Origin of the sequence: Hymenobacter sp. BT491, assembly GCF_014349165.1 — a bacterium.
GTDB classification, from domain to species: Bacteria; Bacteroidota; Bacteroidia; order Cytophagales; family Hymenobacteraceae; genus Hymenobacter; species Hymenobacter jejuensis.
Genome location: NZ_JACSJJ010000001.1, coordinates 323,114 through 344,174 on the forward strand (window position 1 = coordinate 323,114; position 21,061 = coordinate 344,174).

Sequence of the window (21,061 nt, forward strand, 5' to 3'; positions counted from 1 at the left end):
ATACAAACTGCAATGGCAACGAAGCGAGATTATTACGAGGTGTTGGGTGTCGCCAAGACCGCGTCGGGGGAGGAGATTAAGAAGGCATATCGCAAGGTGGCCATCAAGTATCACCCCGACAAAAACCCCGACGACCCAACCTCGGAAGACAAGTTTAAGGAAGCCGCCGAGGCCTACGAAATCCTGTCGGACAACGACAAGCGGGCTCGTTACGACCGCTTCGGCCACCAAGGTGTGAACGGCGGTGCCGGCAGCCCGAACATGGAGGATATTTTCTCCCAATTCGGCGACATTTTCGGCGGCGGTGGCTTCGAAGGATTCTTCGGCGGTGGTGGCCGCGGCGGCAATGGCCGACGTGTGAAAAAAGGCTCCAACCTGCGCATCAAGCTCAAGCTTGATTTGGAGGAAGTCGCCAACGGCGTGGAAAAGAAGATCAAGGTGAAGCGCTACGTGGCGTGCAATACCTGCTCGGGCACCGGCGCCAAAAACGGCACCGACTTGAAAGAGTGCGGTACTTGCCACGGCCAGGGCCAAGTGAAGCGCGTAGTCAATACGATGCTCGGCCAGATGGTAAGTTCCTCTACTTGCCCGACCTGTAATGGTGAAGGCAAAATCGTGAGCTCGAAGTGCGACGTATGCCACGGCGAAGGCCGGCAGTTGCAGGAAGAGATCATTCCGATCAACATTCCGGCGGGAGTGGCCGAAGGCATGCAGCTAAGCATGAACGGCAAAGGCAACTACCCCGAGCGCGGTGGCGTGCCCGGCGACTTGCTCATCCAGATTGAGGAAGAACCGCACGAGTTTCTCAAGCGCGACGGCAACAACATCATGTTCGACCAATACATCTCGTTTGTAGATGCGGCGTTGGGCGCGAACATTGAGGTGCCGACCATTGAAGGCAAGGTCAAAATCAAAGTTGATCCTGGCACGCAGCCCGGCAAGATCCTGCGTTTGCGCGGCAAAGGCATCAAAGACTTAAACGGCTATGGGCGCGGCGACCAACTGATTCACATCAACGTCTGGACGCCCAAGAACGTGAGCAACGAAGAGCGGCAACTTCTCGAAAAGCTGCGCGATTCGCACAACTTTACGCCGAACCCTGGCAAAAACGAAAAAGGATTCTTTGAGAAAGTAAAAGAATACTTTCAATAAGTAATTGATAGACAAGTAGTTATAAAAAGCTCGCTTCTGTAAAGAAGCGGGCTTTTTTTGTGCCTTTCAAATGGCGTTATTTTAAATATAGCTTTCCGGAAATTTTTCCGCATTTCCCTGTAATGCGAGCGCGTACTCTGCGATTCATACAGTGAACTTTGGCGAAACTCCTCCCTTGCAACCCGAATACGCCCCGCCTTTTGTTGCCGTAATCAACGGGCATCAGCCGATGATTCAACGGATTTGTCGGCTGTATTGCCAGGATGCCGACGACCGCAAAGACCTGTTTCAGGAGATCGTGCTCCAGCTTTGGCGTGCCTATCCGCGCTACGAGCCGCGGGCTAAGCTAAGCACCTGGTTGTATCGCATTGCTCTGAACGTGGCAATTTCCAGTCTGCGACGGCGCACTCGTGCAGCCGGCACCGATGAGTTGAACGACGAAGTACTCAACGTTGCCCAAGCGCCGCAAAGTGGCTACGATGAGGAAGAAATAGAAGCCCTATACAAAGCCATTGAGCGGCTTTCCGACGTGGAAAAGGCGTTTGTCCTGCTTTACCTCGAAGAGCATACTTATGAGGAAATGGCTGATACTCTGGGGATTACCCAAAACAACGTGCGGGTGAAAATGCACCGCATCCAAGAAAAATTACGTCACCTGTTTAGCGTCATTCAATAATGGAACTACATGAATTGCGGCGGCGCTGGCAGCAACAACCTGCTTCCTCCCAAATTATTGAGCAGCAGGAACTTGATGCTATCTTGGCCCGGCAGTCCGATGGCATCATCGAGCGGCTGCGGCGCAGTGCCCGCCTGGAACTGTACCTGAATTTTGGGGTGCTGCTAGTCTCTCTGGCGCTAGCTTGGCTAGCGCAGCCATTCTGGGTGCGGATGTTAGGCTGGGTACTGGTGGTGGTGGGTGGCGTCTGTATTGTGTACTTGTGGCGCAAGCTGCATTTGTTGCGCCGCATGGATGATCCCGCGGGCGACCTGCGCGCCCACCTGCTGCGATTGGCGAGCGGCCTGCGCGCGCTTATTCGCTTTTACTTCCGCTTCACCCTGGCCATGTTGCCGGTAACGGGCTTTGTGCAGGTGCTGATGGTAGCGTCAACTGCCAAGCGCGACATAAGCCTCACTACATTGCCAGGCATTGCGCTGGTGGTGGGCTTGGTGGTGCTGCTGCCGGCGCTGCTGTACCTGCCGGTGGCCAGCGTAACGCGGCTGTACCTGCAGCGACTCTACGGCCAGCACCTCGACCGCCTAGAAGAATGCTTACGGGAATTGCAAAGCAGCTAATGACCAAGAATTATGTCCCTTATCCTGCATCGACAACCGCCTCCTAAAGCGCCCGAAAGTCCGGGCCACTTTCCTACATTTAGCATGATCAAACCTCTACCTCAGAAGCCGTGAGTAACATTCTCCAAGCCCTGAACGTGCGGAAAGCGTACGCCAACCACGTTGCCCTCGACGACGTGAGTCTCGACATTCCGGAGCGCAGTATTTTCGGCCTGCTCGGGCCCAACGGCGCCGGCAAAACCTCCCTCATTCGCATCATCACCCAGATTACGGGGGCCGACGAAGGTGAGATTCGGTTTCGCGGTGAAAAGCTGAAGCCCAGCCACATCGCCCAGATCGGGTACTTGCCCGAAGAGCGCGGTCTCTACAAAAAGATGAAAGTGGGCGAGCAGCTGCTTTACCTGGCCCAGCTACGCGGCCTGAGCAAAGCCGAAGCCACCGCTCGCATTAAGTATTGGCTGGAGCGCTTCGACATCAAGGTGTGGGCCGCCAAAAACGTGGAAGACCTCTCGAAAGGGATGCAGCAGAAAGTGCAGTTTATTGCTACCGTTCTGCATGAGCCCAGTCTGATTATTCTCGACGAGCCCTTTTCCGGCTTCGACCCCATCAATGCGAACCTGATCAAAGACGAGATCTTGGAGCTGCGGGAGAAGGGCGCAACGGTTATTTTCTCGACGCACCGTATGGAGTCGGTGGAGGAAATGTGCGACAACATCGCCCTGATCAATCGCTCACGCAAGGTGCTCGACGGCCCGGTGGCCCAGATCAAGGACACCTTCAAAACTAATACCTACGAGGTAGAAGGCAAAGGCCGCCTGATGGTTATTCACCCCGATTTTGAGGTGCTGGACCACAAAGAGCGCGAAAACGGCTACTTCTACGACCAGATTCGTCTGCACCACAACACCACGCCCAACGACTTGCTGCGCTACCTCATTAACAACGTGGAGGTGCACGCCTTCCGTGAAAAAATCCCTAGCATCAACGAAATCTTCATTCGCCGGGTGCAGGAAACCATGCCCGAAACCCTCGAAACTGCCAACGCCCTTCTGTAAGCCCTTATGAACTACAAATTTTGGCTCATCGCCCAGCGCGAATACCTGACTCGGGTGCGGAAGCGCAGTTTCCTGGTCCTGACCCTTATTGTGCCGCTCCTGACGGCCGGCTTCTTCTTTTTCATCGCCAAGCTGGCCATGTCGGACAAGGATTCCATCGACGTGATCGAAGTGCGCGATGAGAGTGGCCTGGCCCTAACCAACCGCTTGACTACCAGCGATCGGCTGGTGTTTCTGCCGGTTACAGGTACGCTGGAACAGGCCAAGCAAGGTTTTCAGAAAGCCAAGCACGACGGCTTGCTGTACCTGCCGCCCAACCTCAACGCCGACGATCCCGAAGGCATTCAGTTTTACGCCAAAGGCAACGTAAGCCTGAAAAAGCAGAGTGCCGTAGAATCGGCATTGAATAAGGCATTTTCGGAGCTGCGGATGAAAACTTCGGGCCTTTCGCAGGAACAGCTTGATCGCTTGCGTGCCAAAGTCAATATCACCTCGGTAAGCCTTGACGAACAAGGTAAAGAGAAGAGTAGCAATGCGTTAGCCACCTCAGGTGCCGCCTACGCGCTAGCCCTGCTCATTTACATGTTCATCTTTATCTACGGCGTGCAGATCATGCGCGGGGTAGGCGAAGAGAAGTCTAATCGCATTATGGAAGTGATGCTGTCGTCGGTGAAGCCTTTTGACTTGATGATGGGCAAAATCGTAGGCATCGCGGCCGTCGGCCTGACGCAGTTCATCTTGTGGGGCGTGCTGTCGTTTGGGGCGAGCTCGCTGGTAGGAACAATCGTAGCCAGCACCGCCAAAACCGATCCGGCCGCGACCGTTGCCCTAAACAAGTCGCGTACGGACGCAAATTCTACTTCCACCGCAACTACTACTGTAAAGCAACCCAATACTCGTCCCGAAGCCATGGCAATGGGCGGCAGAATGGCAGTTTTCAGCGCCTTGGGCGACTTGCCACTGGGTACTATTGCCATTGGCTTCCTGATTTATTTCCTCGGTGGCTACCTGCTCTACGGCGCCCTGTTCGGCGCAATTGGCGCCGCCGTCGACGACCAGACCGATACGCAGCAGTTCATGTTTCCCATCACGATGCCGCTGATTCTGAGCTACATCGTGGGGGTGAGTGTGATTCTGCCTAACCCCGATGGCCCGGTAGCGTTCTGGATGTCGATGATTCCGTTTACCTCGCCCATTGCGATGGTCATTCGGCTCCCGTTTGGCGTGCCGCTGTGGCAGATTGCCTTGTCGGTATCACTGCTGATCCTGGGTTTTCTGGGCACCGTATGGGTAGCCGCCCGCATCTACCGCGTAGGTATTTTGATGTACGGTAAGAAGGTGAATTACAAAGAGTTATCGAAATGGATAACGTATAAAGGATAAGTCGCTGAATTCCTTTCGAAAGCCCCGCTACCAAGGTTTATCCCGGTAGCGGGGCTTTCTGCGTACATAGTTTCTGATCTTTACCTGCCTTCGTTTGTTGCTTCTACCATGATCCGAAACCTGCTATTTCTACTGCTGTCACTGCTTACGCTGATGAGCTTCGCCCCGCCCAAAACCAAACCGGCCTATCGCCTTTTCACCGCTGCCGGCAAGTCGGCCGACTACGATAAGATGCTCAAAGAGCTGTCGCAAGCCGACGTAGTGCTCTTCGGCGAGCAGCACAACGACCCTATCGCTCACTGGCTGGAGCTGCAAATCGCCAAGGATTTGTTTCGGCTAAAGGGCGCGCAGCTTGTACTCGGCGCCGAAATGTTTGAGCGCGACGTGCAGCCTCTGGTGCTTCAGTACAACACCGGCGAACTGGACGCAAAAGCTTTTGAAGAACAAAGCCGCCCGTGGCCCAACTATGCCACAGACTACAAGCCGCTTTTGCAATTTGCTCAGCAACAGCATCTTGCGTTTGTTGGTACCAACGTGCCGCGCCGCTACGCTTCGCAAGTGGCTAAAGGCAGCCTCAGCGCCTTGGATGCACTGCCCGCCGACGAAAAGGCCTGGATGGCCCCGTTGCCCATCACTGTTGATTATGAGTTGCCGGGCTACAAAAACATGGTGAAGATGTTTGGTGGCGACGCTGCCCACGCCAGTGCAGGCGTACAAAACATCATTCAGGCACAGGCGCTCAAAGACGCCACGATGGCCTATTTCATTCGCCAAAGCCGCCAACCCGGCCAGACGTTGCTGCACCTAAACGGCAGCTACCACTCCGATAATTTCGACGGCATTTATTATTACCTCCACCAAGCCGACCCGAATTTGAAAATCCGCACGATTAGCACTGTGTCTCAGGAAGAAGTTGGAAAACTGGATAAGGAGAATTTGAAGAAGGCTGATTACGTGCTGGTTGTGCCAGCCGACATGACCAAGACGTATTAGCATGGGTAAAGTAGTCACGTTCCTGACGGCAGAATGGCGCAACCTGTTGATGGCCAACTATGAAGTTGATCCTCAAATCTTAAAGAAGTATCTGCCCAGCCGGGTTGAGCTCGACGATTGGAACGGCACGCATTACGCCAGCCTAATTGGGTTTCTGTTCACAAACACGAAAGTGCGCGGCATTGCTTTTCCTTTTCACCGCACTTTTGAGGAGGTAAATCTGCGCTTTTACGTCCGTTACAAAGACGGCAACACTTGGAAGCGGGGCGTGGTGTTTGTGAAGGAGATTGTGCCGCGTATTGCTATCGTGTTGGTAACGAATACATTGTACAAAGAAAAATATGCCGCGATGCCCATGCGCTACCGCTGGGATTCGTCCGAAGCGGGCAAGCTGAAAGTAGAATACAACTGGAAAGTGAAAGGCGAATGGAATTTTCTGAAAGCTACCGCCGACACGGTTTCGCAGCCGATTCCGGCGGGCAGTGAAGCGGAGTTTATTACCGAGCACTACTGGGGCTACACTAAAATGAGCGAAGCCGTTACGTCGGAATACGAAGTCGTGCATCCGCGCTGGAACATGCAGCAGGTGGTAGAATTCGAGAAGCACTGCAACGTAAAAGCACTCTACGGTGCAGAATTCGTGGAGCCATTGCAACAGCAGCCAAAATCTGTGTTTCTGGCCGACGGCTCAGCGGTAAAAGTGATGGGTGGGGGCAGAGTTTGAAAATAAATGCCCTACTACGTAGCAGGCCTGTACTCTGACTTATCGTCTTATGCTTTCTACCGCCAACTACAGGGATTTACCGGATCAAGCAGACTTACAGCGCATCTGCAAAGCGATTTCTGTGCTGGATGCGCTAAACTCGCCGGAGTGGGAATACCGCTATTACTTCTACAACAAGGATTGGGCGGAAGGCGAGGAGATGTTTGAGATGCGCGACGGCGAAGGCGACCAAATGCTGATTTTGTTTCGCGCCGAAGGATGCGTCATCAATGGCTATGCGCCCGAGTACGATCAGCCGGACAAGAACAAGTTGACGCGCGGCTTGCCGGCTGTGTTTGACGAGTTTATGTTTGGCGAACCCGTTAGCTCCATCGGAACCACCTTTTGCCTGTGGTACACCGCAGCACACAAGTGGCAACTGGGGCAGTTGGGGGAGGACGACGATGCTTCGGAGGACTTCTTGGATATACTCGACAGCAACCCCCAAACGTATATCGAGTGGGCCAGCGAATACTACGATGAGAATCAGGACCGGCCAGCTCCCTCGCTGGCTGCCGTAGCGAGTCTCTATCGGGGCGAAACACTAACGAAAAAGCTCGTCTTTGCCATTGTACCAGTGGTGGAGGATTGGCTACAACTAGAGTCGAATCTTCAGGAAATAGGTTATCCTTTTGATTTCGGCTAAGTATCTGAATATCAATTTATTAGGTGCGAAAAAAGCCCTGGCTACGAAGCCAAGGCTTTTTTTATAACTTATAATTTATAAACTCTTACGCCGAGAACGACGACCCGCAGCCGCAAGTGCTCTTTGCTTGTGGGTTGTTGAATACAAAGCCGCGCGCGTTGAGGCCATCTTGGAAATCGACTTCCATGCCCATCACGTACATGGCGTGCTTCTTATCCATGATCAGCGTAACGCCGTCCACGTCGTAGGTTTCGTCTTGGTCTTTGGGCTTATCGAAACCGAGCAGGTAGCTCAGGCCCGAGCAGCCGCCGCCTTGTACGCCCACGCGAAGGCCGTACTCGCCGGGCACATTCTTCTCGCGCAGGATATTTCTTACCTCCTCCAAGGCGCGGGGAGTGAGGCTGATAGGAGCAAGCTTGGTTGAAACGGCCGTTGCCATAGTGCGTTCGTTTTTAGGAAAGTAGAGTGCAAAGATACGAAGCTGTGTGCATACATAGTGTAGCCTCGTTTCGTATAGAACAGCAGCATGGCCCGTCCGGTTCACCGATTACCTTTACGGACTGATCCTCCTTCAACTTCCTTTCTGCACTCCTGCATGGATACTACCGCATACATTTTCGACCTGCTCAAAATCATCCTGCCCGCCCTCATTGTGGCGGGTTCTATATTTTATCTGATTCAGCAATACCTAGAAAAAGAGCAGCAACGCCGCCTGATTGAGCTGCGCCTGCAAAGCAGCAAGGAAACGCTGCCGCTGCGGCTCCAAGCCTACGAACGCGTAACGCTGCTGCTGGAGCGCATCACGCCCAACAACCTTTTGGTGCGTCTGAACAGCTCTGGCCAAACCGCTCCTGAGTTTCACCGCCTCCTGATATCTGAAATTCGGGCGGAGTACGAGCACAACCTTTCGCAGCAGCTCTACATGAGCGCCGAAACCTGGGCGCAGGTAAAACAAGCCAAGGAAAGCGTGCTCACCATGATCAACAAAGCATACCACGCGCTGCCTACGCCCCAACACGCCCGCGGCACCGAGCTGGCCAAGCGCGTGCTGGAAACCATTATTGCTGACGAAGTTGACCCGACCGAACAAGCACTCAACTCTGTAAAGCGCGAAGCTTCGAGCTTATTCTAAAAGACAACAGGCTGAGCTAAAGGAACTACAACCCACCTGTCATCCTGCGCAAAGCTCAGGATGACAGGTGGGTTTTTTATAATGTATTGATAATCAATTTGCTATAAATCTACGCGGTTGCCAGCTGTGAGCTGACCGCCCGCTGATAGCAGGCTTCGTAGATGGGCAGGATTTTATCAACTGAAAATTCTTCCGCCCGCGCCCGTGCGGCAGTTTTGAAACGCGGCAAATTCTCGTCGCTGAGCACGTAAAGGGCATTCTTGACCATATCGTCTACATCGCCGATTTCACTGACCATGCCGGTGATGCCGTGCAGGTTTAGCTCCGGAATGCCGCCCGCATTGGTACTGATGACGGGTACTTCGCAGGCCATGGCTTCGAGTGCTGCCAAGCCGAAGCTTTCTTTTTCAGAAGGCATTAAGAATAAGTCACTTACGCTCAAGACTTCTTCCACGGCCTCGAGCTTGCCCAAGAAGCGCACGTCGTGGCAATGGCCCAACTCGCGGCAGAGCTTCTCAATGCGCGGTCGGTCGGGGCCGTCGCCAACCAGCAGGAGCTTAGCCGGAACCTGTTCGCGCACACCGGCAAAGATTTTTACCACGTCGTCGACGCGCTTTACCTCGCGGAAGTTGGAGGTATGGATCAGCAGCTTTTCGCCTTCAGGCGCAATGGCTGCCCGAAAATGCCCTTTGTTCTGTTTTTTGAAGCGCTCGAGGTTGATGAAGTTCGGGATGACTTCAATGTCTTTCTCGATGGCGAAATACTGGTAGGTTTCCTTGCGCAAATCGGCTGACACAGCCGTTACGCCGTCGGATTGGTTAATGCTAAATGTCACAACGGGCTCATAGCTAGCGTCTTTGCCCACCAGCGTAATATCAGTGCCGTGCAGCGTTGTCACGACCGGAATGCGAATGCCGCGCGTAATCAAAATCTGCTTGGCCATGTAAGCCGCCGACGCGTGCGGAATGGCATAGTGTACGTGCAACACATCGAGCTTTTCATTCTGCACGATGTCCACCATTTTCGACGCCAGCGCTAGCTCGTAGGGCGGAAATTGGAACAGCGGATACGGCGGAATATATACCTCGTGGTAGAAGAGGTTTTCGTTAAAAAAATCGAGGCGAACGGGCTGGCTGTACGTGATGAAGTGCACACGGTGGCCGTTGAGCGCCAAGGCTTTACCGAGCTCAGTAGCAACCACTCCAGAGCCCCCGAAAGTGGGGTAACAAACAATGCCGATATTCATGGGAGCAGGGCGGGAAGGAGAGGAAAGAAAAAAACGAGGCAAATAAAAATTGGCGGTAAGCCATCTATACAGATTGTCTTACCGCCAAGTGCGGGTTAAGGGTTCGAAATCGGAGCCGGACAACAGATCATGTCTTGGTCAAAGACTTGTAAATAACGTCGTGGATGCGTGTGCGGATGTTGTATTGGCGCAATTTGTTGTTGCCACCGTCCGGATACACCCGATTGGAAAGAAAGATGTAGACGATTTTGTTTTGCGGATCGATCCAGACGCAGGTGCCAGTAAAACCGGTATGCCCGAAAGTGCTTGCTGGTGAAAGGTTTGACGTAGGGCCTTCCGGCTTTTCGGGGTTGCCACGGTCCCAGCCAAGCCCGCGCCGATTGCCAGCTTCCGACGAACGGGCGAACTCGCTCACAACCGGCGTCTGGAAGAAACGCTGCCCACCATAACGACCGTTCTGCAAATCCATCTGCATCAGAATCGCCAAGTCATTGGCATTGGAAAATAATCCCGCATGGCCGCCTACGCCGCCGATCATGGCCGCAGTCTGGTCGTGAACTGTGCCCTGAAGCTGCGTTTTGCGGTAGTATGTGTCGTTTTCAGAAGGCGCAATGCACGACTTGGGGTAACGCTGCAACGGGTTGTACGTCATCGTAGAAAGCCCCAGTGGCTGGTAAAACGTCTTCTGCAAAAATTCCTCAATCGGCTGATTCAGAATCTTTTCGCACAGGCGCTTCATGATGATGAAGCTCAGATCGCTATACTCGACCGGGTACTTGCCCTTTACCTTTGGTAGTAAGCCCGAACGCAACGTCCAGACCCACACCGAATCGTCGGCGGCTTTGGTGCTGTAGGTGCCAGGCACTACTTCATTAGGGAAATCGGCCGACTTGGCAGACGCGTAAAAAGTCGGCTTCAGGCCCGTTTTTCCCACCGTGCGCTCCCACGTCGGGATACCCGGCTTCAGGCCCGCCTGGTGCATGAGCACATCGCGAACCAGAATGTCTTTCTTGTTGGTGCTGCGCAACTCAGGCAAGTATTCCGACACCTTGGCATCTAGATTAAGCTTGCCTTGATCTTTCAGGTACATGACCGCCTGTAAAGTGCCTGCTACCTTCGTGACCGAGGCCAAATCGTAGAGAGTAGTGCTATTGACAGGCTGCGGCGACGATTTATCGTAGGTATAGTTGCCATAGCTCTTGTCGAAAACGACAGCACCGTCTTTGGCTACAATTACCTGACAGCCAGGGGCGGCCGCGTAAGCTACAGTTTCAAGCGCGATGTTGTCGATCTGGCTCAGGATGCGCGAGTCCATGCCCACGCTTTCGGGAGTACCGTAGCGCAGGCGGCGAAAATCCGGAGTTGGCAAGCCTGTGCCGGCCTTTAAGGTAGGCGATACCGTAACGGGCAAACGGCCCTTGGCCGGCAAAGCGCCAAATAATACCTGAGGCACTACTAACTGCGAGGGATAGTTGTCTTCGTAGCCGCACACCAGCGTCCGGGCTTCTTCTAAATACTTCAGGCCGTAGGCGTTACCCATGGCCACCACCACCGTTTTCTGGCGAGGATTTGCCTCGAGCTGCTTAATAAACTTCAACGCAGCCTCCCCAATGCCATAGCTGTGCACCGGCGTATTGTTCATGTTGTGAAGGCTGACCACCACTACATTGTAGGGAGCCAAACGCGGCAGCAAACGCTGAAATGATGAATCGGGCGCGTAGCGGTTGGGTATGGTGTAGACAGCGCCTCCTTGGTACTTGCCCATGATTTCGCCGAACGTGCTGCCGGCGTTGCTGCCAATCATGATGGTGGCAATGCGCAGAGTATCAAGACGATGGAAAGGAAGAACATCGTCCTGATTTTTTGCCACCGTGACGGCGTGCTCATAAATTTGCTGCTGCACCAAGCGGCTCAGGGGCCGGTTGAGGTTGGTGAGCAAATTGGGCAAATCGACAGGTTGGTAATGATTGAGCCCTGCCCAGTATTTGGCCCGCAGAATTTTGCGGACGCGGTAATTGACGTCTTCCTGGGTGATTTTGCCCGCCGTGATGGCCTCCCTGATTTTTTGCAAGGCCACCGGCACATCTTCCGAGAACAGCAGCACATCGTTCCCAGCTACCAAAGCTAGGGCATCGACTTCGCCGGGCTTATACTGCCCGGAAACGCTCTTCATGTTGAGCGCGTCGGTGAAAACCAGGCCTTTGTAGGCCATTTTTTCTTTTAATAGCCCCGTCACGAGGTTGTGCGAAAGCGTAGCGCTCAACGTCCGGACGGTGTCAAACAGCGGCATATACAGATGCCCTACCATGACCCCCATCACGCCGACCTGAAACGACTGCTGAAAGGGGTACAGATCCACGTTCGTCAGCCGGGCCATGTCGGAGTTGATGACCGGCAAAGCAATGTGCGAGTCGACGTCGGTATCGCCGTGGCCGGGAAAGTGCTTCGCCACGGCGATAATGCCATGATCCTGAAGTCCGCGGATGTAGGCAATGCCACGCTTGGAAACCTGATCTTTATTTTCGCCGAACGAGCGGTTGCCAATAACCGGGTTATCGGGATTAGAATTGACGTCGATGACCGGCGAAAAGCTCACGTGTACTCCCAATGTCTTGAGCTTCAACGCGATCTCGCGGCCCATTTGGTACACGTATTGATCGTCGTCCATGGCGCCCAGCGTCATTTGCTTGGCAAAGTGCATGGAGCTGTCGAGGCGCATGTCGAGGCCCCACTCGGCATCCATGGCGATCAGCAAGGGTACTTTGGCTTCGGCTTGGTACCGGTTGGTCAGGCTGGCCTGCCGGCGCGGACCGCCTTGCAGAAACATCAAACCCCCAATGTTATAGGTGCGCACCAGCTCGTCGATGTGCTGAACGTGCTTCTTATCTTTATTGGAATACGCGGCCACCATAAACAGCTGGCCAAGGCGCTGATCCGGCGTCATAGCGTTGAAAACGCTGTCGACCCAATTCTCCTCTGCCACCGACGGCGGTCGGGTGCCATCGTCGTCGTTCGGAGCCGACGACGAAACCACTAACCCCGTAATGGTCAGTAGGAGTACTAAAATTCCTATCCGAAAATCTTTGAGCATCGGCTCCTGGGGTTCGTCCTGAGGTTAACGCGTGGTTGAATGCGAGCGGAAATAGCCCTACTTTTGTCTAGCGCGGAGCGTGTCAGGAAGAAAGGTCAGTTGGGGCGATGACCTGGTATTGGCCTTTGCTACCCTTCCGCTTCACTTCCTAACGCATCGATTCGGGAGCCGGTTCGGTTCCGCGAACACAAAAGTTGGCCGCAAACTTACGGATTATTTCCCTACGCTTGACGCTGCGATAATCGCGCCAGCCTAATTTGCTGCCGCTAACCCCTTCATTCTCAACTTCAGTTCCCGGCCGATGGCGGACGTGATTCAGTTGCTTCCCGAATACTTAGCCAACCAGATTGCGGCGGGCGAAGTAGTGCAACGCCCGGCTTCCGCAGTCAAAGAGCTCCTCGAAAATGCCGTGGATGCGGGCGCCACCCAAGTGCAGCTCATCATCAAAGATGCCGGCAAGCAACTCGTGCAGGTCGTGGACAATGGCTCCGGAATGACACCAACGGACGCCCGCATGAGCCTGGAGCGTCACGCTACGAGCAAAATCCGAACAACGGAAGACCTATTCAAGATTCGCACCCTAGGGTTTCGGGGCGAGGCATTGGCTTCCATTGCGGCCGTGGCGCAGGTAGAAATTCGTACCAAGCAGCGCGAACACGATACGGGCACGCTGCTGCTGGTAGAGGGCTCGCAAGTGACTAGCCAGCAGCCGGTCGCGTGCCCGGACGGGACGTCGATTTCGGTCAAGAACCTGTTTTATAACGTGCCGGCGCGCCGAAATTTTCTCAAGAGCAATGCCGTTGAGATGCGGCATATTCTGGACGAGTTTCAGCATGTGGCGCTGGCTAACCCCCAGATTGCCTTCTCGTTATACCAGAATGAGCTAGAGGTATTCAACCTGCCCGCCGGCAAGCTAAGCCAGCGCATTGTGGCGCTGCTGGGAAATGGCTATAAAGAGCAACTGGCTGCCTGTGAAGAAGTTACGCCTTTCTTGACCGTTCGAGGCTTTATCGGCAAGCCCGAATCGGCCAAAAAAAGCCGTGGCGATCAGTTTTTCTTTGTCAATAACCGCTTCATCCGGTCGGCTTACCTCAACCATGCGGTGCTGGCAGCCTACGAAGGCTTGCTACCGCGCGACACCCATCCGTTTTACGTGCTGTTTCTGGAGCTCGACCCCAAAGCGATCGACATCAATGTGCACCCGACCAAAACGGAAATCAAGTTTGAGGACGAGAAGACGGTCTATGCCATCGTGCGGGCCGCGGTGAAACAGTCGTTGGGCATCCATAACATGGCGCCTTCGCTGGATTTTGAAGGTGACGTGAATTTTGCCCCGATTCAGCCGTTGCGGCTTTCGCCAAATTCCCGCAATCCGTTCAGCGACGATTACAAGCCCGATGCTTTAGCCGCCGCGGCCGCGCAAGCAGCTTCGCCTGCTTCGAAAGAAGCACGCACGAGCCGAAGCGATGCCTACGAGCGCGCTTTGCCCCAGCGCCCCACGGAACAGGCCAAACGCGATCTGGAGGAATTTTACCGGTCGTTGGGCCAAGTACCCACTCCGGCAGACGAAGTCCCCAAATCGCCTTCCTTCGACGACCCGATGGAGGAGGACGAAGCCCCCAATGCCAGTCCGGAGCTGCCATTACGGGAAAATAATGCTGGGCCCGGCAACCGCGTGGTGCAGGTGCATCAGCAGTATTTGCTGGTGCCGGTGAAGTCCGGGGTGATGCTTATCGATCAGGTGGCGGCTCGCGAACGTATTCTGTATGAGCAGTATACGCACGCTCTGGAACGCGACAACAGCGGTTCGCAGACGCTGCTATTTCCCCGAACGGTTACGTTTACGCCCTCCGATTTTGCGGTGCTGCGCGAAGTAACCGATACGCTTCAGGCACTGGGCTTCCGCTTTGCCGAGTTTGGCCCCAACACCATCGTGGTCGAAGGCATTCCGGCCGACGTGCCCGCCCGCGACGAAAAAGAGCTGTTTGAAGGCCTGATCGAACAGTTTCAAACCCAGGCCGGCAACGTGCGCTTCGACCGCCGCGAGCAGATGGCGCGGGCGCTGGCCCGGCGCGTAGCAACCAGCGCCGCGAGCAGCCGGTTGTCGGAAGTGGAAATGAATGCTTTGGTGGATCGGTTGTTTGCCTGCGCCGTGCCGAGCTACACGCCCGATGGCCGCCGGACGCTGGTCTTGCTGGAGCTTAGCCAATTGCAGGACTTCTTTCGTAAACCCTGATTTTCTCTCGTTAACTAGCCGATTCGTTAAGTGATTGGCTGTCAAGTACTTGTGTTTGTAAATACTTGATAATCAGATGCTTAGCTTTCTAACGTGCTTATGTTCAATCTGACCCCAACGGTTCGCATTATTCTCTTTATCAACATTGGGGTGTACCTGCTCCAAACCCAACTCGGTCCGCGGCTCGATTTCATTGCCTTGTTCCCGGTCTTCTCGGAGTTGTTTAAGCCCTGGCAGTTTCTGACGTATATGTTTGCGCACGGCGGCTTTATGCACATCCTGTTCAACATGTTTGGCCTGATTTCCTTTGGACCCCTGTTGGAGCAACGCTGGGGCGGTAACCGGTTCCTAACCTTCTGGCTGGTTTGCGGAATTGGGGCAGGCGTGTTGTACTCTGGCGTTCGTTACTACGAACTGAAGAAGATGAACGAGTCCCGCATCGAGTTTATAAACGAACCCAGCGGCGGAAACTTTGCCGATTTCTTCAGGGCCAATGCGCCTGAGGCTCGCGGGTACGAAGTGGTGGCGACGGCCTTACAGCGCAATGCTCAGGACAAAGGACTTGTGGCTTCTGCCACTGAGAGCGTAAACGCCGTGTATGAAAGAAGCGTCAATAGCCCGATGGTGGGGGCTTCGGGGGCACTCTTCGGGATTTTATTTGCCTTCGCGTACCTCTTTCCCAACACGGAGCTGATCATGCTCTTCTTGCCGATTCCCATCAAAGCCAAGTACTTAGTGTTCTTCTACGCGTTGTTTGAGCTCTACAGTGGCGTGCACCGCGCGCCGGGCGACAATGTGGCGCACTTCGCACATTTGGGCGGAATGTTGATTGGCTTTCTGCTGTTGAAATTCTGGGAGCACACCCGCACTCGGTTTTACTAAGTTGACATGAGTATTGTAAACGATATCCGTACCGCTTTTAGCCGCCGCGACAACGCCTTGAACCAGCTGTTGCTGATCAACGTGCTGGTGTTTGCCGTACTGATTCTCATTCGGGCGATCTTCTATTTCACCGGCATCGGTCTTTACGACGATATCCTGCGCTTCATTGCCTTGCCATCCAACCCGGTGGCCCTCATGTATCGGCCCTGGACGGTGCTCACGTACGCTTTCGTGCACGAAGGCTTTCTGCACATCCTGTTCAACCTGCTGAATCTCTACTGGTTCGGCTCGTTGGTCCGCGAATACCTCGGCGACCGCAAGCTGGTGAACCTGTATATCCTGGGGGCGCTAGCGGGCGCTTTTCTGTTTGTGCTGAGCTACAGCTTCGTGCCCGTGCTCCAACATGCCCCCGCGACTATCGTGCTGGGCGCTTCGGGGGCCGTAATGGCTGTTATTGTGGGTGCTGCTACACTGCTGCCCGATTACACGTTCAACCTTATTTTTATTGGGCCGGTCAAGATCAAATACATTGCGTTGGCGGTGGTGCTGATCTCCTTAGCCGGAGTAGATGGCGGCAACACAGGCGGCGAAATTGCCCATATCGGCGGCGCCATGTTAGGCTTTTTGTACGTGCGTCAATTGCAGAGGGGCCGCGATTTGGGCCGGCCTGTGCAAGCCGTCGGCGATTGGGTAGGCGCGTTGTTAAGTGGGCGTCCGCGGTTGCGCGTTACGCACCGCAGCCGCCCTGCTGAGGATACTACCGCGCCGCGCAAAGGCAAGCTCGTAAAGCCGGAGCAGGAGGAAATAGATCTGATTCTGGACAAGATTTCCCGTTCGGGCTACGAAAGCCTCTCGAAAGAGGAAAAGCAGAAACTGTTCCGGGCCAGCCAGAAGTAGTGAGTGCTTTTTTGAATCAGAAAACCAGAACCAACCGCATACAAAAAGGCCCGCTAGGATACTCTAGCGGGCCTTTTTGTATGCGGTTGATTTATAAGATATTATGCGGTTTGCGACATTTTGTCCAAGGCTTCCATTACTTCCTTCACGTGGCCGCGGGAAGTTTCGAGCAGGGCCTTCTCGTCGTCGTTGAGTTGCAGCTCGATTACGCGCTCGATGCCATTCTTGCCCAAGATTACCGGGGCACCGAGGTACACCCCGTCGATGCCGTACTCGCCTTTCAGCTCGATGCACACGGGGAACACGCGGCGCTGGTCGCGCACGATGGCTTCTACCATCTGGGCAGCGGCTGCACCGGGGGCATACCATGCCGAAGTGCCCATCAGCTTCACCAACTCACCACCGCCTACAGCAGTGCGCTGTACGATGGCATCAAGTTGCTCTTTGCCAATGAGTTCGGTAACCGGAATGCCGCCTACCGTGGTGTAGCGGGGCAGGGGCACCATGGTGTCGCCGTGGCCACCCATGAGCACCGCTTGAATGTCTTTGGGGCTCACGTTCAGGGCTTCGGCTAAGAAAGCGCGGTAGCGAGCCGTATCCAAGATGCCAGCCATGCCAAACACCTTCTCGCGGGGCAGGCCCGAGGTCAGGTGCGCCTGATACGTCATCACGTCCAAGGGGTTAGAAACCACGATGATGATGGCGTTGGGCGAATATTTTACTACCTGCTCCGTCACCGTTTTCACGATGCCCGCGTTGGTCGAAATCAGGTCGTCGCGGCTCATGCCGGGCTTGCGGGGCAGGCCCGAAGTGATTACCACTACTTCCGAACCAGCCGTGCGGCTGTAATCGCCGGTGACGCCAACCGTGCGGGAGTCGTAGCCGATAATCGGAGCTTTTTGCCAGATATCCAGCGCTTTGCCTTCGGCGAAGCCTTCTTTGATGTCAACCAGAACAACTTCGTTGGCGATTTCGCGGGTGGCAAGTACGTCGGCACAGGTAGCGCCTACGTTGCCAGCCCCAACTACGGTAACTTTCATCGGGTTAGGAATTGGGTGTATGAATAAGGATTCGCGGGGGTAAAAGTAAGCGAAAACGGTTTTCGGAATGAGCTTTTTATAAACTCTAAAAAAGCATCAAACCTATAGTTTGCACAGCACCAGCACACTCTGCGTTTCCTCCGTGATCTTGTAACGGTCGTCGGGGCGAAAGCCGATGACCCAGGCAATGCGCCCATCGGCCGAAACCAGCACTCGCACATTGTCCTTGAGGTTGAGCGGCACCTTCTGATCAATCAGAAAATCGCTGATTTTTTTCTTGCCCTTCATCCCGATGGGCATAAACCAATCGCCTTCCTGCCAGCGGCGCACAATCAGCGGAAATTGCAGGCGATCGGCGTCTAATGCTGTTATGTTTTTGCCTCTTGGAATCTCAAATCCTTCTACCTCAACTAGTTCTGCGGTAAGGCGTAACCCATCGGCATTCAGCTCACGTTGCCCGGCCATAAGCTGGTGCGTACCAAAGCTGGTGAGCTTCTTGGCCGTGATGACCAATTGGTCGCGGTCCTTTACTAAAGTATGCGAAGGCGATTCGAACCGACGACCGGCAATTGCGCCGAAAGAGCTAACTATCTCTTTTACAACAAGATACGAAAAATTGAAAGGGCGCAGCAATTCGTGGAGTACCAATGGGAGGGCAGCCGTGCGTTGCAGGGTCGCGATGCTCAGGTAAACTACCTCATCCTCTTCGCGGCGGGCCTCACGGGCAGTTTCCTCCACATAATGCTGCATAATTTCCTCGGCGCCGCCCACGCGCTCGGCAGTCCATTGCAGTGTCTGGTCGAGGTTGGGGTTGATTTCGCGCAGCACCGGCAGCACGTCGTGGCGGAGGCGATTGCGCTGGTAAGTGGTGCTGTCGTTGGAAGAATCTTCGCGCCACACCAAGCGGTGCTCGACCAAGTACTCAAACAAATCTTCCTTGCCAATGCCCAGCAACGGCCGCACTACATAGCCATTTTTCGCTCGGATGCCGTGCAGCCCCGCCAGGCCCGTGCCGTGGGTTAGGTTGAGTAGCATGGTTTCGGCGGCGTCGCGCTGGTGGTGCGCCGTGGCGATATAGTCGAGCTGTTGCAACTGACGCAGGCGCTCAAACCAATTGTAGCGCAGCACGCGTGCTGCCATTTGGGTAGAGATGCCTTCCTGAGCCGCAAATTCCTTGGTTTGAAAAAATTCGGCGAAATACGGCACTTCGTATTTCTTGGCCAGCTTACGCACAAATTGCTCGTCGGCGTCGGCTTCTTCGCCTCGTAACCCAAAGTGACAGTGCGCGATAGCAAATTGAACCCCCAAGCGGTGCAGCACATCGGCCAGCACCACCGAGTCCATGCCGCCGCTGACGGTTACCAGCAATTGGTCGGTAGCAGGGGAGAAGAGTTGATTTTCGTCGATAAATTGACGGACACGGTCGAGCATAAGAAGCGAATTCAGAAAAGCAATGCAGGCACTACAATGCAAAGATGGGCGTTACCAAGGCGCCTTCTGTACCTTTGTCGCGAAATGGCATTTTTAAAGTCTCTATTTTCTTTTCTGCTTGTCCTGCTGCCCCTCTTCGCCGTTGCCCAGCAGCGGTCGGTGCCGCAGCGCCCGACCCCGCCGCCGCCCAAAGGCCAGCGCATCGAGCTCTTGCCCGGCGCCGGCCAGCTGATTGGCGGTAAGTTCAACGGCGTTGAGATTCGGAAGTTGATCGGCAACGTCAGCTTTAAGCAGGAAAATACGCTGCTGTATTGCGATTCGGCCTATCAGTACATCGATCGCAATGCCATTGAGGCGTTCAGCAACGTGCGCATTGTGCAGGGCGATACCGTGACCATCACCGGCGACCGCGCCACCTACGACGGCGATACCCGCAAAGCCCGCATGACTGGCAACGTAACCATGCGCGACCCGCGTATGACGCTCACCACCACGCTGCTCGACTACGATCTCAACCGCAACCTTGCGTACTACAGCACCGGAGGCCACCTAACCGACCCGGAAAACACGTTGGATAGTCAGTTTGGCTATTACAATACGGCCACTAAAGTCTTCAGTTTCAAGCGCAATGTGGAGCTGGTTACCAAAGACAACCACATTTCTACCGATACGCTGCAATACAATACGGTTTCCAAGATCGCTTACTTTTTGGGGCCGACGCGCATCAAAGGACAGCAGGGCACGCTTTACGCCGAAAACGGCTACTATAACACCATTACGCGCCTGTCGAATTTCCAGCGCAACGCCAAGATCGAAACTCCCAACTATCTCATTGGCGGCGATAAGTTGATGTACGACGAAGCCCAAGCGTATGGGGTGGCTACGGGCAACGTCACGATGGTGTCGAAGAAGGACAACATCACCATCCGGGGTGAGGTAGGGCGCTACTGGCGGGGCTTAGGTCGGGCCAAGGTGTACGGCAGCCCGGTAATGCGCAATATCTCAGGTAAAGACACGCTGTATTTGGCGGCTGATACGTTGGTAAGCGTGGAGGGAAGGCCGCCACAGAACGCTGCTGGTGTGTTATATGCGTACCGGAAGGTGAAAATCTTCCGCCGCGACCTGCAAGGCCGTTGCGACTCGCTCACTTATAATCGGCAGGACTCTATTATTTACCTGGACAAAAATCCGGTGCTCTGGAGTGACCAGAACCAGCTCACTGCCGATAGCATGCAGATTCGGCAGCGCAAAGGCAAAGTCGATCAGATGCGTCTGTATGCCAACGCGTTCATTGTCGGGCAGGACACGCTCCTGAACTTCAATCAGGTGAAGGGCCGCAACATGGTGGCCTACTTTGTCGACAACCGCATAAAAAAAGTTGACGTGCTTGGCAACGCCGAGAGCCTCTACTTTGCTCTTGATGGTGACACCGCCGTGACGGGCATGAACAAAGCCGTCAGTTCGAACATGGCGTTGCGCTTCGCCGAGAACAAGCTCAAGACCATTTCTTTCCTGACCAACCCCGACGCCAGTTTCATCCCGCCGCACGAGCTCAAGGAACCCGACAAAAAGCTGAAAGGCTTTCAATGGCGGGCGACGGAACGCCCGGCGCGCCGGGCTGTGTTAGGAAAATACTTTGCTTCGCCGGCCAAGGCTAAGGTGAAAGCTCAAGCCAAAACCATTTCTACTAAACCCAAGCCCGCTGGCAAGTCTGCGCCGCCGAGCAAGCCCAAGGCCACTCCGACTAAGCCTGCGCCCCGGCCCCCGGCCACCAAATAGCCTGCCAGTAAGCTGCCTTTGATTCGGCTTCGTAATCCGTTA

18 protein-coding genes are annotated in these 21,061 nt (G+C 54.7%); 13 read left to right on the top strand and 5 right to left on the bottom strand.

The genetic code is table 11. The annotated features are described in order from the left end of the window. The first annotated feature begins 12 nt into the window (after positions 1 to 12). The 8 genes from dnaJ to H9I52_RS01450 all read left to right on the top strand — a co-directional run bounded on the left by dnaJ (position 13) and on the right by H9I52_RS01450 (position 7,285). Positions 13 to 1,152: a molecular chaperone DnaJ gene (gene dnaJ, locus H9I52_RS01415; protein WP_139514507.1), complete on the top strand. Its 1,140-nt coding sequence runs from the start codon at positions 13 to 15 to the stop codon at positions 1,150 to 1,152. Positions 1,153 to 1,381: 229 nt separating this feature from the next. Then, positions 1,382 to 1,828 (top strand): RNA polymerase sigma factor, encoded by a 447-nt coding sequence (locus H9I52_RS01420; RefSeq protein ID WP_187452346.1) that lies wholly within the window; start codon positions 1,382 to 1,384, stop codon positions 1,826 to 1,828. Beyond that, positions 1,828 to 2,445: a hypothetical protein gene (locus H9I52_RS01425; RefSeq protein WP_187452347.1), complete on the top strand. Its 618-nt coding sequence runs from the start codon at positions 1,828 to 1,830 to the stop codon at positions 2,443 to 2,445. Before H9I52_RS01420 ends, H9I52_RS01425 begins: the two co-directional genes overlap by 1 nt. Positions 2,446 to 2,555: 110 nt before the next feature. Next, a complete protein-coding gene (locus tag H9I52_RS01430; RefSeq protein WP_187452348.1) occupies positions 2,556 to 3,500 on the top strand; it encodes an ABC transporter ATP-binding protein in 945 nt (314 codons plus the stop codon). A gap of 6 nt (positions 3,501 to 3,506) precedes the next feature. Further along, a complete protein-coding gene (locus H9I52_RS01435) occupies positions 3,507 to 4,883 on the top strand; it encodes an ABC transporter permease (RefSeq protein WP_187452349.1) in 1,377 nt (458 codons plus the stop codon). 108 nt (positions 4,884 to 4,991) lie between these two features. Then, the gene (locus tag H9I52_RS01440; RefSeq protein WP_187452350.1) at positions 4,992 to 5,876 is read left to right on the top strand and encodes a ChaN family lipoprotein; all 885 of its coding nucleotides are present in this window, start codon (positions 4,992 to 4,994) and stop codon (positions 5,874 to 5,876) included. Between the two features lies 1 nt (position 5,877). Further along, a complete protein-coding gene (locus tag H9I52_RS01445) occupies positions 5,878 to 6,600 on the top strand; it encodes a YqjF family protein (protein ID WP_187452351.1) in 723 nt (240 codons plus the stop codon). A 49-nt stretch (positions 6,601 to 6,649) separates the two neighbouring features. Next, positions 6,650 to 7,285, top strand: coding sequence for a hypothetical protein (locus H9I52_RS01450; protein WP_187452352.1), 636 nt, complete (start codon positions 6,650 to 6,652; stop codon positions 7,283 to 7,285). A gap of 85 nt (positions 7,286 to 7,370) precedes the next feature. Here H9I52_RS01450 and H9I52_RS01455 read toward each other — a convergent pair whose 3' ends face one another. Beyond that, complete coding sequence (locus H9I52_RS01455; protein WP_139514500.1) at positions 7,371 to 7,724, bottom strand: HesB/IscA family protein; 354 nt, start codon at positions 7,722 to 7,724, stop codon at positions 7,371 to 7,373. Positions 7,725 to 7,880: 156 nt separating this feature from the next. On the opposite strand from H9I52_RS01455, the gene H9I52_RS01460 reads away from it, so the two are divergent. Next, a complete protein-coding gene (locus tag H9I52_RS01460) occupies positions 7,881 to 8,417 on the top strand; it encodes a hypothetical protein (protein ID WP_139514498.1) in 537 nt (178 codons plus the stop codon). A gap of 109 nt (positions 8,418 to 8,526) precedes the next feature. On the opposite strand, the gene bshA is transcribed toward H9I52_RS01460, so the two are convergent. Together bshA and H9I52_RS01470 are read right to left on the bottom strand one after the other, a co-directional pair. Then, on the bottom strand, positions 8,527 to 9,663 hold the full coding sequence (gene bshA / locus H9I52_RS01465; RefSeq protein ID WP_139514496.1) for an N-acetyl-alpha-D-glucosaminyl L-malate synthase BshA: 1,137 nt from the start codon (positions 9,661 to 9,663) through the stop codon (positions 8,527 to 8,529). 127 nt (positions 9,664 to 9,790) lie between these two features. Beyond that, on the bottom strand, positions 9,791 to 12,754 hold the full coding sequence (locus H9I52_RS01470) for a glycoside hydrolase family 3 N-terminal domain-containing protein (protein WP_187452353.1): 2,964 nt from the start codon (positions 12,752 to 12,754) through the stop codon (positions 9,791 to 9,793). A 301-nt stretch (positions 12,755 to 13,055) separates the two neighbouring features. Between H9I52_RS01470 and mutL the strand changes: the two genes are divergently transcribed. From mutL to H9I52_RS01485, 3 genes are all read left to right on the top strand, one after another. Beyond that, positions 13,056 to 14,990, top strand: a complete 1,935-nt coding sequence (gene mutL, locus H9I52_RS01475) for a DNA mismatch repair endonuclease MutL (RefSeq protein ID WP_187452354.1) — start codon at positions 13,056 to 13,058, stop codon at positions 14,988 to 14,990. A gap of 99 nt (positions 14,991 to 15,089) precedes the next feature. Then, positions 15,090 to 15,872 (top strand): rhomboid family intramembrane serine protease, encoded by a 783-nt coding sequence (locus H9I52_RS01480; RefSeq protein WP_187452355.1) that lies wholly within the window; start codon positions 15,090 to 15,092, stop codon positions 15,870 to 15,872. Positions 15,873 to 15,878: 6 nt separating this feature from the next. Continuing rightward, complete coding sequence (locus H9I52_RS01485) at positions 15,879 to 16,769, top strand: rhomboid family protein (protein ID WP_139514487.1); 891 nt, start codon at positions 15,879 to 15,881, stop codon at positions 16,767 to 16,769. A gap of 101 nt (positions 16,770 to 16,870) precedes the next feature. Here H9I52_RS01485 and mdh read toward each other — a convergent pair whose 3' ends face one another. Beyond that, positions 16,871 to 17,809, bottom strand: a complete 939-nt coding sequence (gene mdh / locus H9I52_RS01490; protein ID WP_139514485.1) for a malate dehydrogenase — start codon at positions 17,807 to 17,809, stop codon at positions 16,871 to 16,873. 102 nt (positions 17,810 to 17,911) lie between these two features. After that, positions 17,912 to 19,240, bottom strand: a complete 1,329-nt coding sequence (gene tilS / locus H9I52_RS01495) for a tRNA lysidine(34) synthetase TilS (RefSeq protein WP_187452356.1) — start codon at positions 19,238 to 19,240, stop codon at positions 17,912 to 17,914. Between the two features lie 84 nt (positions 19,241 to 19,324). Between tilS and H9I52_RS01500 the strand changes: the two genes are divergently transcribed. Next, a complete protein-coding gene (locus H9I52_RS01500) occupies positions 19,325 to 21,019 on the top strand; it encodes an OstA-like protein (RefSeq protein ID WP_187452357.1) in 1,695 nt (564 codons plus the stop codon). Positions 21,020 to 21,061 lie beyond the last annotated feature (42 nt).

Excerpts from the sequence above, each read along its gene's own strand:
- H9I52_RS01440 (WP_187452350.1), top strand. The coding sequence starts at position 4,992 with ATGATCCGAAACCTGCTATTTCTACTGCTGTCACTGCTTACGCTGATG.
- H9I52_RS01435 (WP_187452349.1), top strand. The coding sequence starts at position 3,507 with ATGAACTACAAATTTTGGCTCATCGCCCAGCGCGAATACCTGACTCGG.
- tilS (WP_187452356.1), bottom strand. The coding sequence starts at position 19,240 with ATGCTCGACCGTGTCCGTCAATTTATCGACGAAAATCAACTCTTCTCC.
- mdh (WP_139514485.1), bottom strand. The coding sequence starts at position 17,809 with ATGAAAGTTACCGTAGTTGGGGCTGGCAACGTAGGCGCTACCTGTGCC.
- H9I52_RS01445 (WP_187452351.1), top strand. The coding sequence starts at position 5,878 with ATGGGTAAAGTAGTCACGTTCCTGACGGCAGAATGGCGCAACCTGTTG.
- H9I52_RS01455 (WP_139514500.1), bottom strand. The coding sequence starts at position 7,724 with ATGGCAACGGCCGTTTCAACCAAGCTTGCTCCTATCAGCCTCACTCCC.
- mutL (WP_187452354.1), top strand. The coding sequence starts at position 13,056 with ATGGCGGACGTGATTCAGTTGCTTCCCGAATACTTAGCCAACCAGATT.
- H9I52_RS01470 (WP_187452353.1), bottom strand. The coding sequence starts at position 12,754 with ATGCTCAAAGATTTTCGGATAGGAATTTTAGTACTCCTACTGACCATT.
- H9I52_RS01420 (WP_187452346.1), top strand. The coding sequence starts at position 1,382 with ATGATTCAACGGATTTGTCGGCTGTATTGCCAGGATGCCGACGACCGC.
- dnaJ (WP_139514507.1), top strand. The coding sequence starts at position 13 with ATGGCAACGAAGCGAGATTATTACGAGGTGTTGGGTGTCGCCAAGACC.
- H9I52_RS01450 (WP_187452352.1), top strand. The coding sequence starts at position 6,650 with ATGCTTTCTACCGCCAACTACAGGGATTTACCGGATCAAGCAGACTTA.
- H9I52_RS01480 (WP_187452355.1), top strand. The coding sequence starts at position 15,090 with ATGTTCAATCTGACCCCAACGGTTCGCATTATTCTCTTTATCAACATT.
- bshA (WP_139514496.1), bottom strand. The coding sequence starts at position 9,663 with ATGAATATCGGCATTGTTTGTTACCCCACTTTCGGGGGCTCTGGAGTG.
- H9I52_RS01500 (WP_187452357.1), top strand. The coding sequence starts at position 19,325 with ATGGCATTTTTAAAGTCTCTATTTTCTTTTCTGCTTGTCCTGCTGCCC.
- H9I52_RS01485 (WP_139514487.1), top strand. The coding sequence starts at position 15,879 with ATGAGTATTGTAAACGATATCCGTACCGCTTTTAGCCGCCGCGACAAC.
- H9I52_RS01460 (WP_139514498.1), top strand. The coding sequence starts at position 7,881 with ATGGATACTACCGCATACATTTTCGACCTGCTCAAAATCATCCTGCCC.
- H9I52_RS01425 (WP_187452347.1), top strand. The coding sequence starts at position 1,828 with ATGGAACTACATGAATTGCGGCGGCGCTGGCAGCAACAACCTGCTTCC.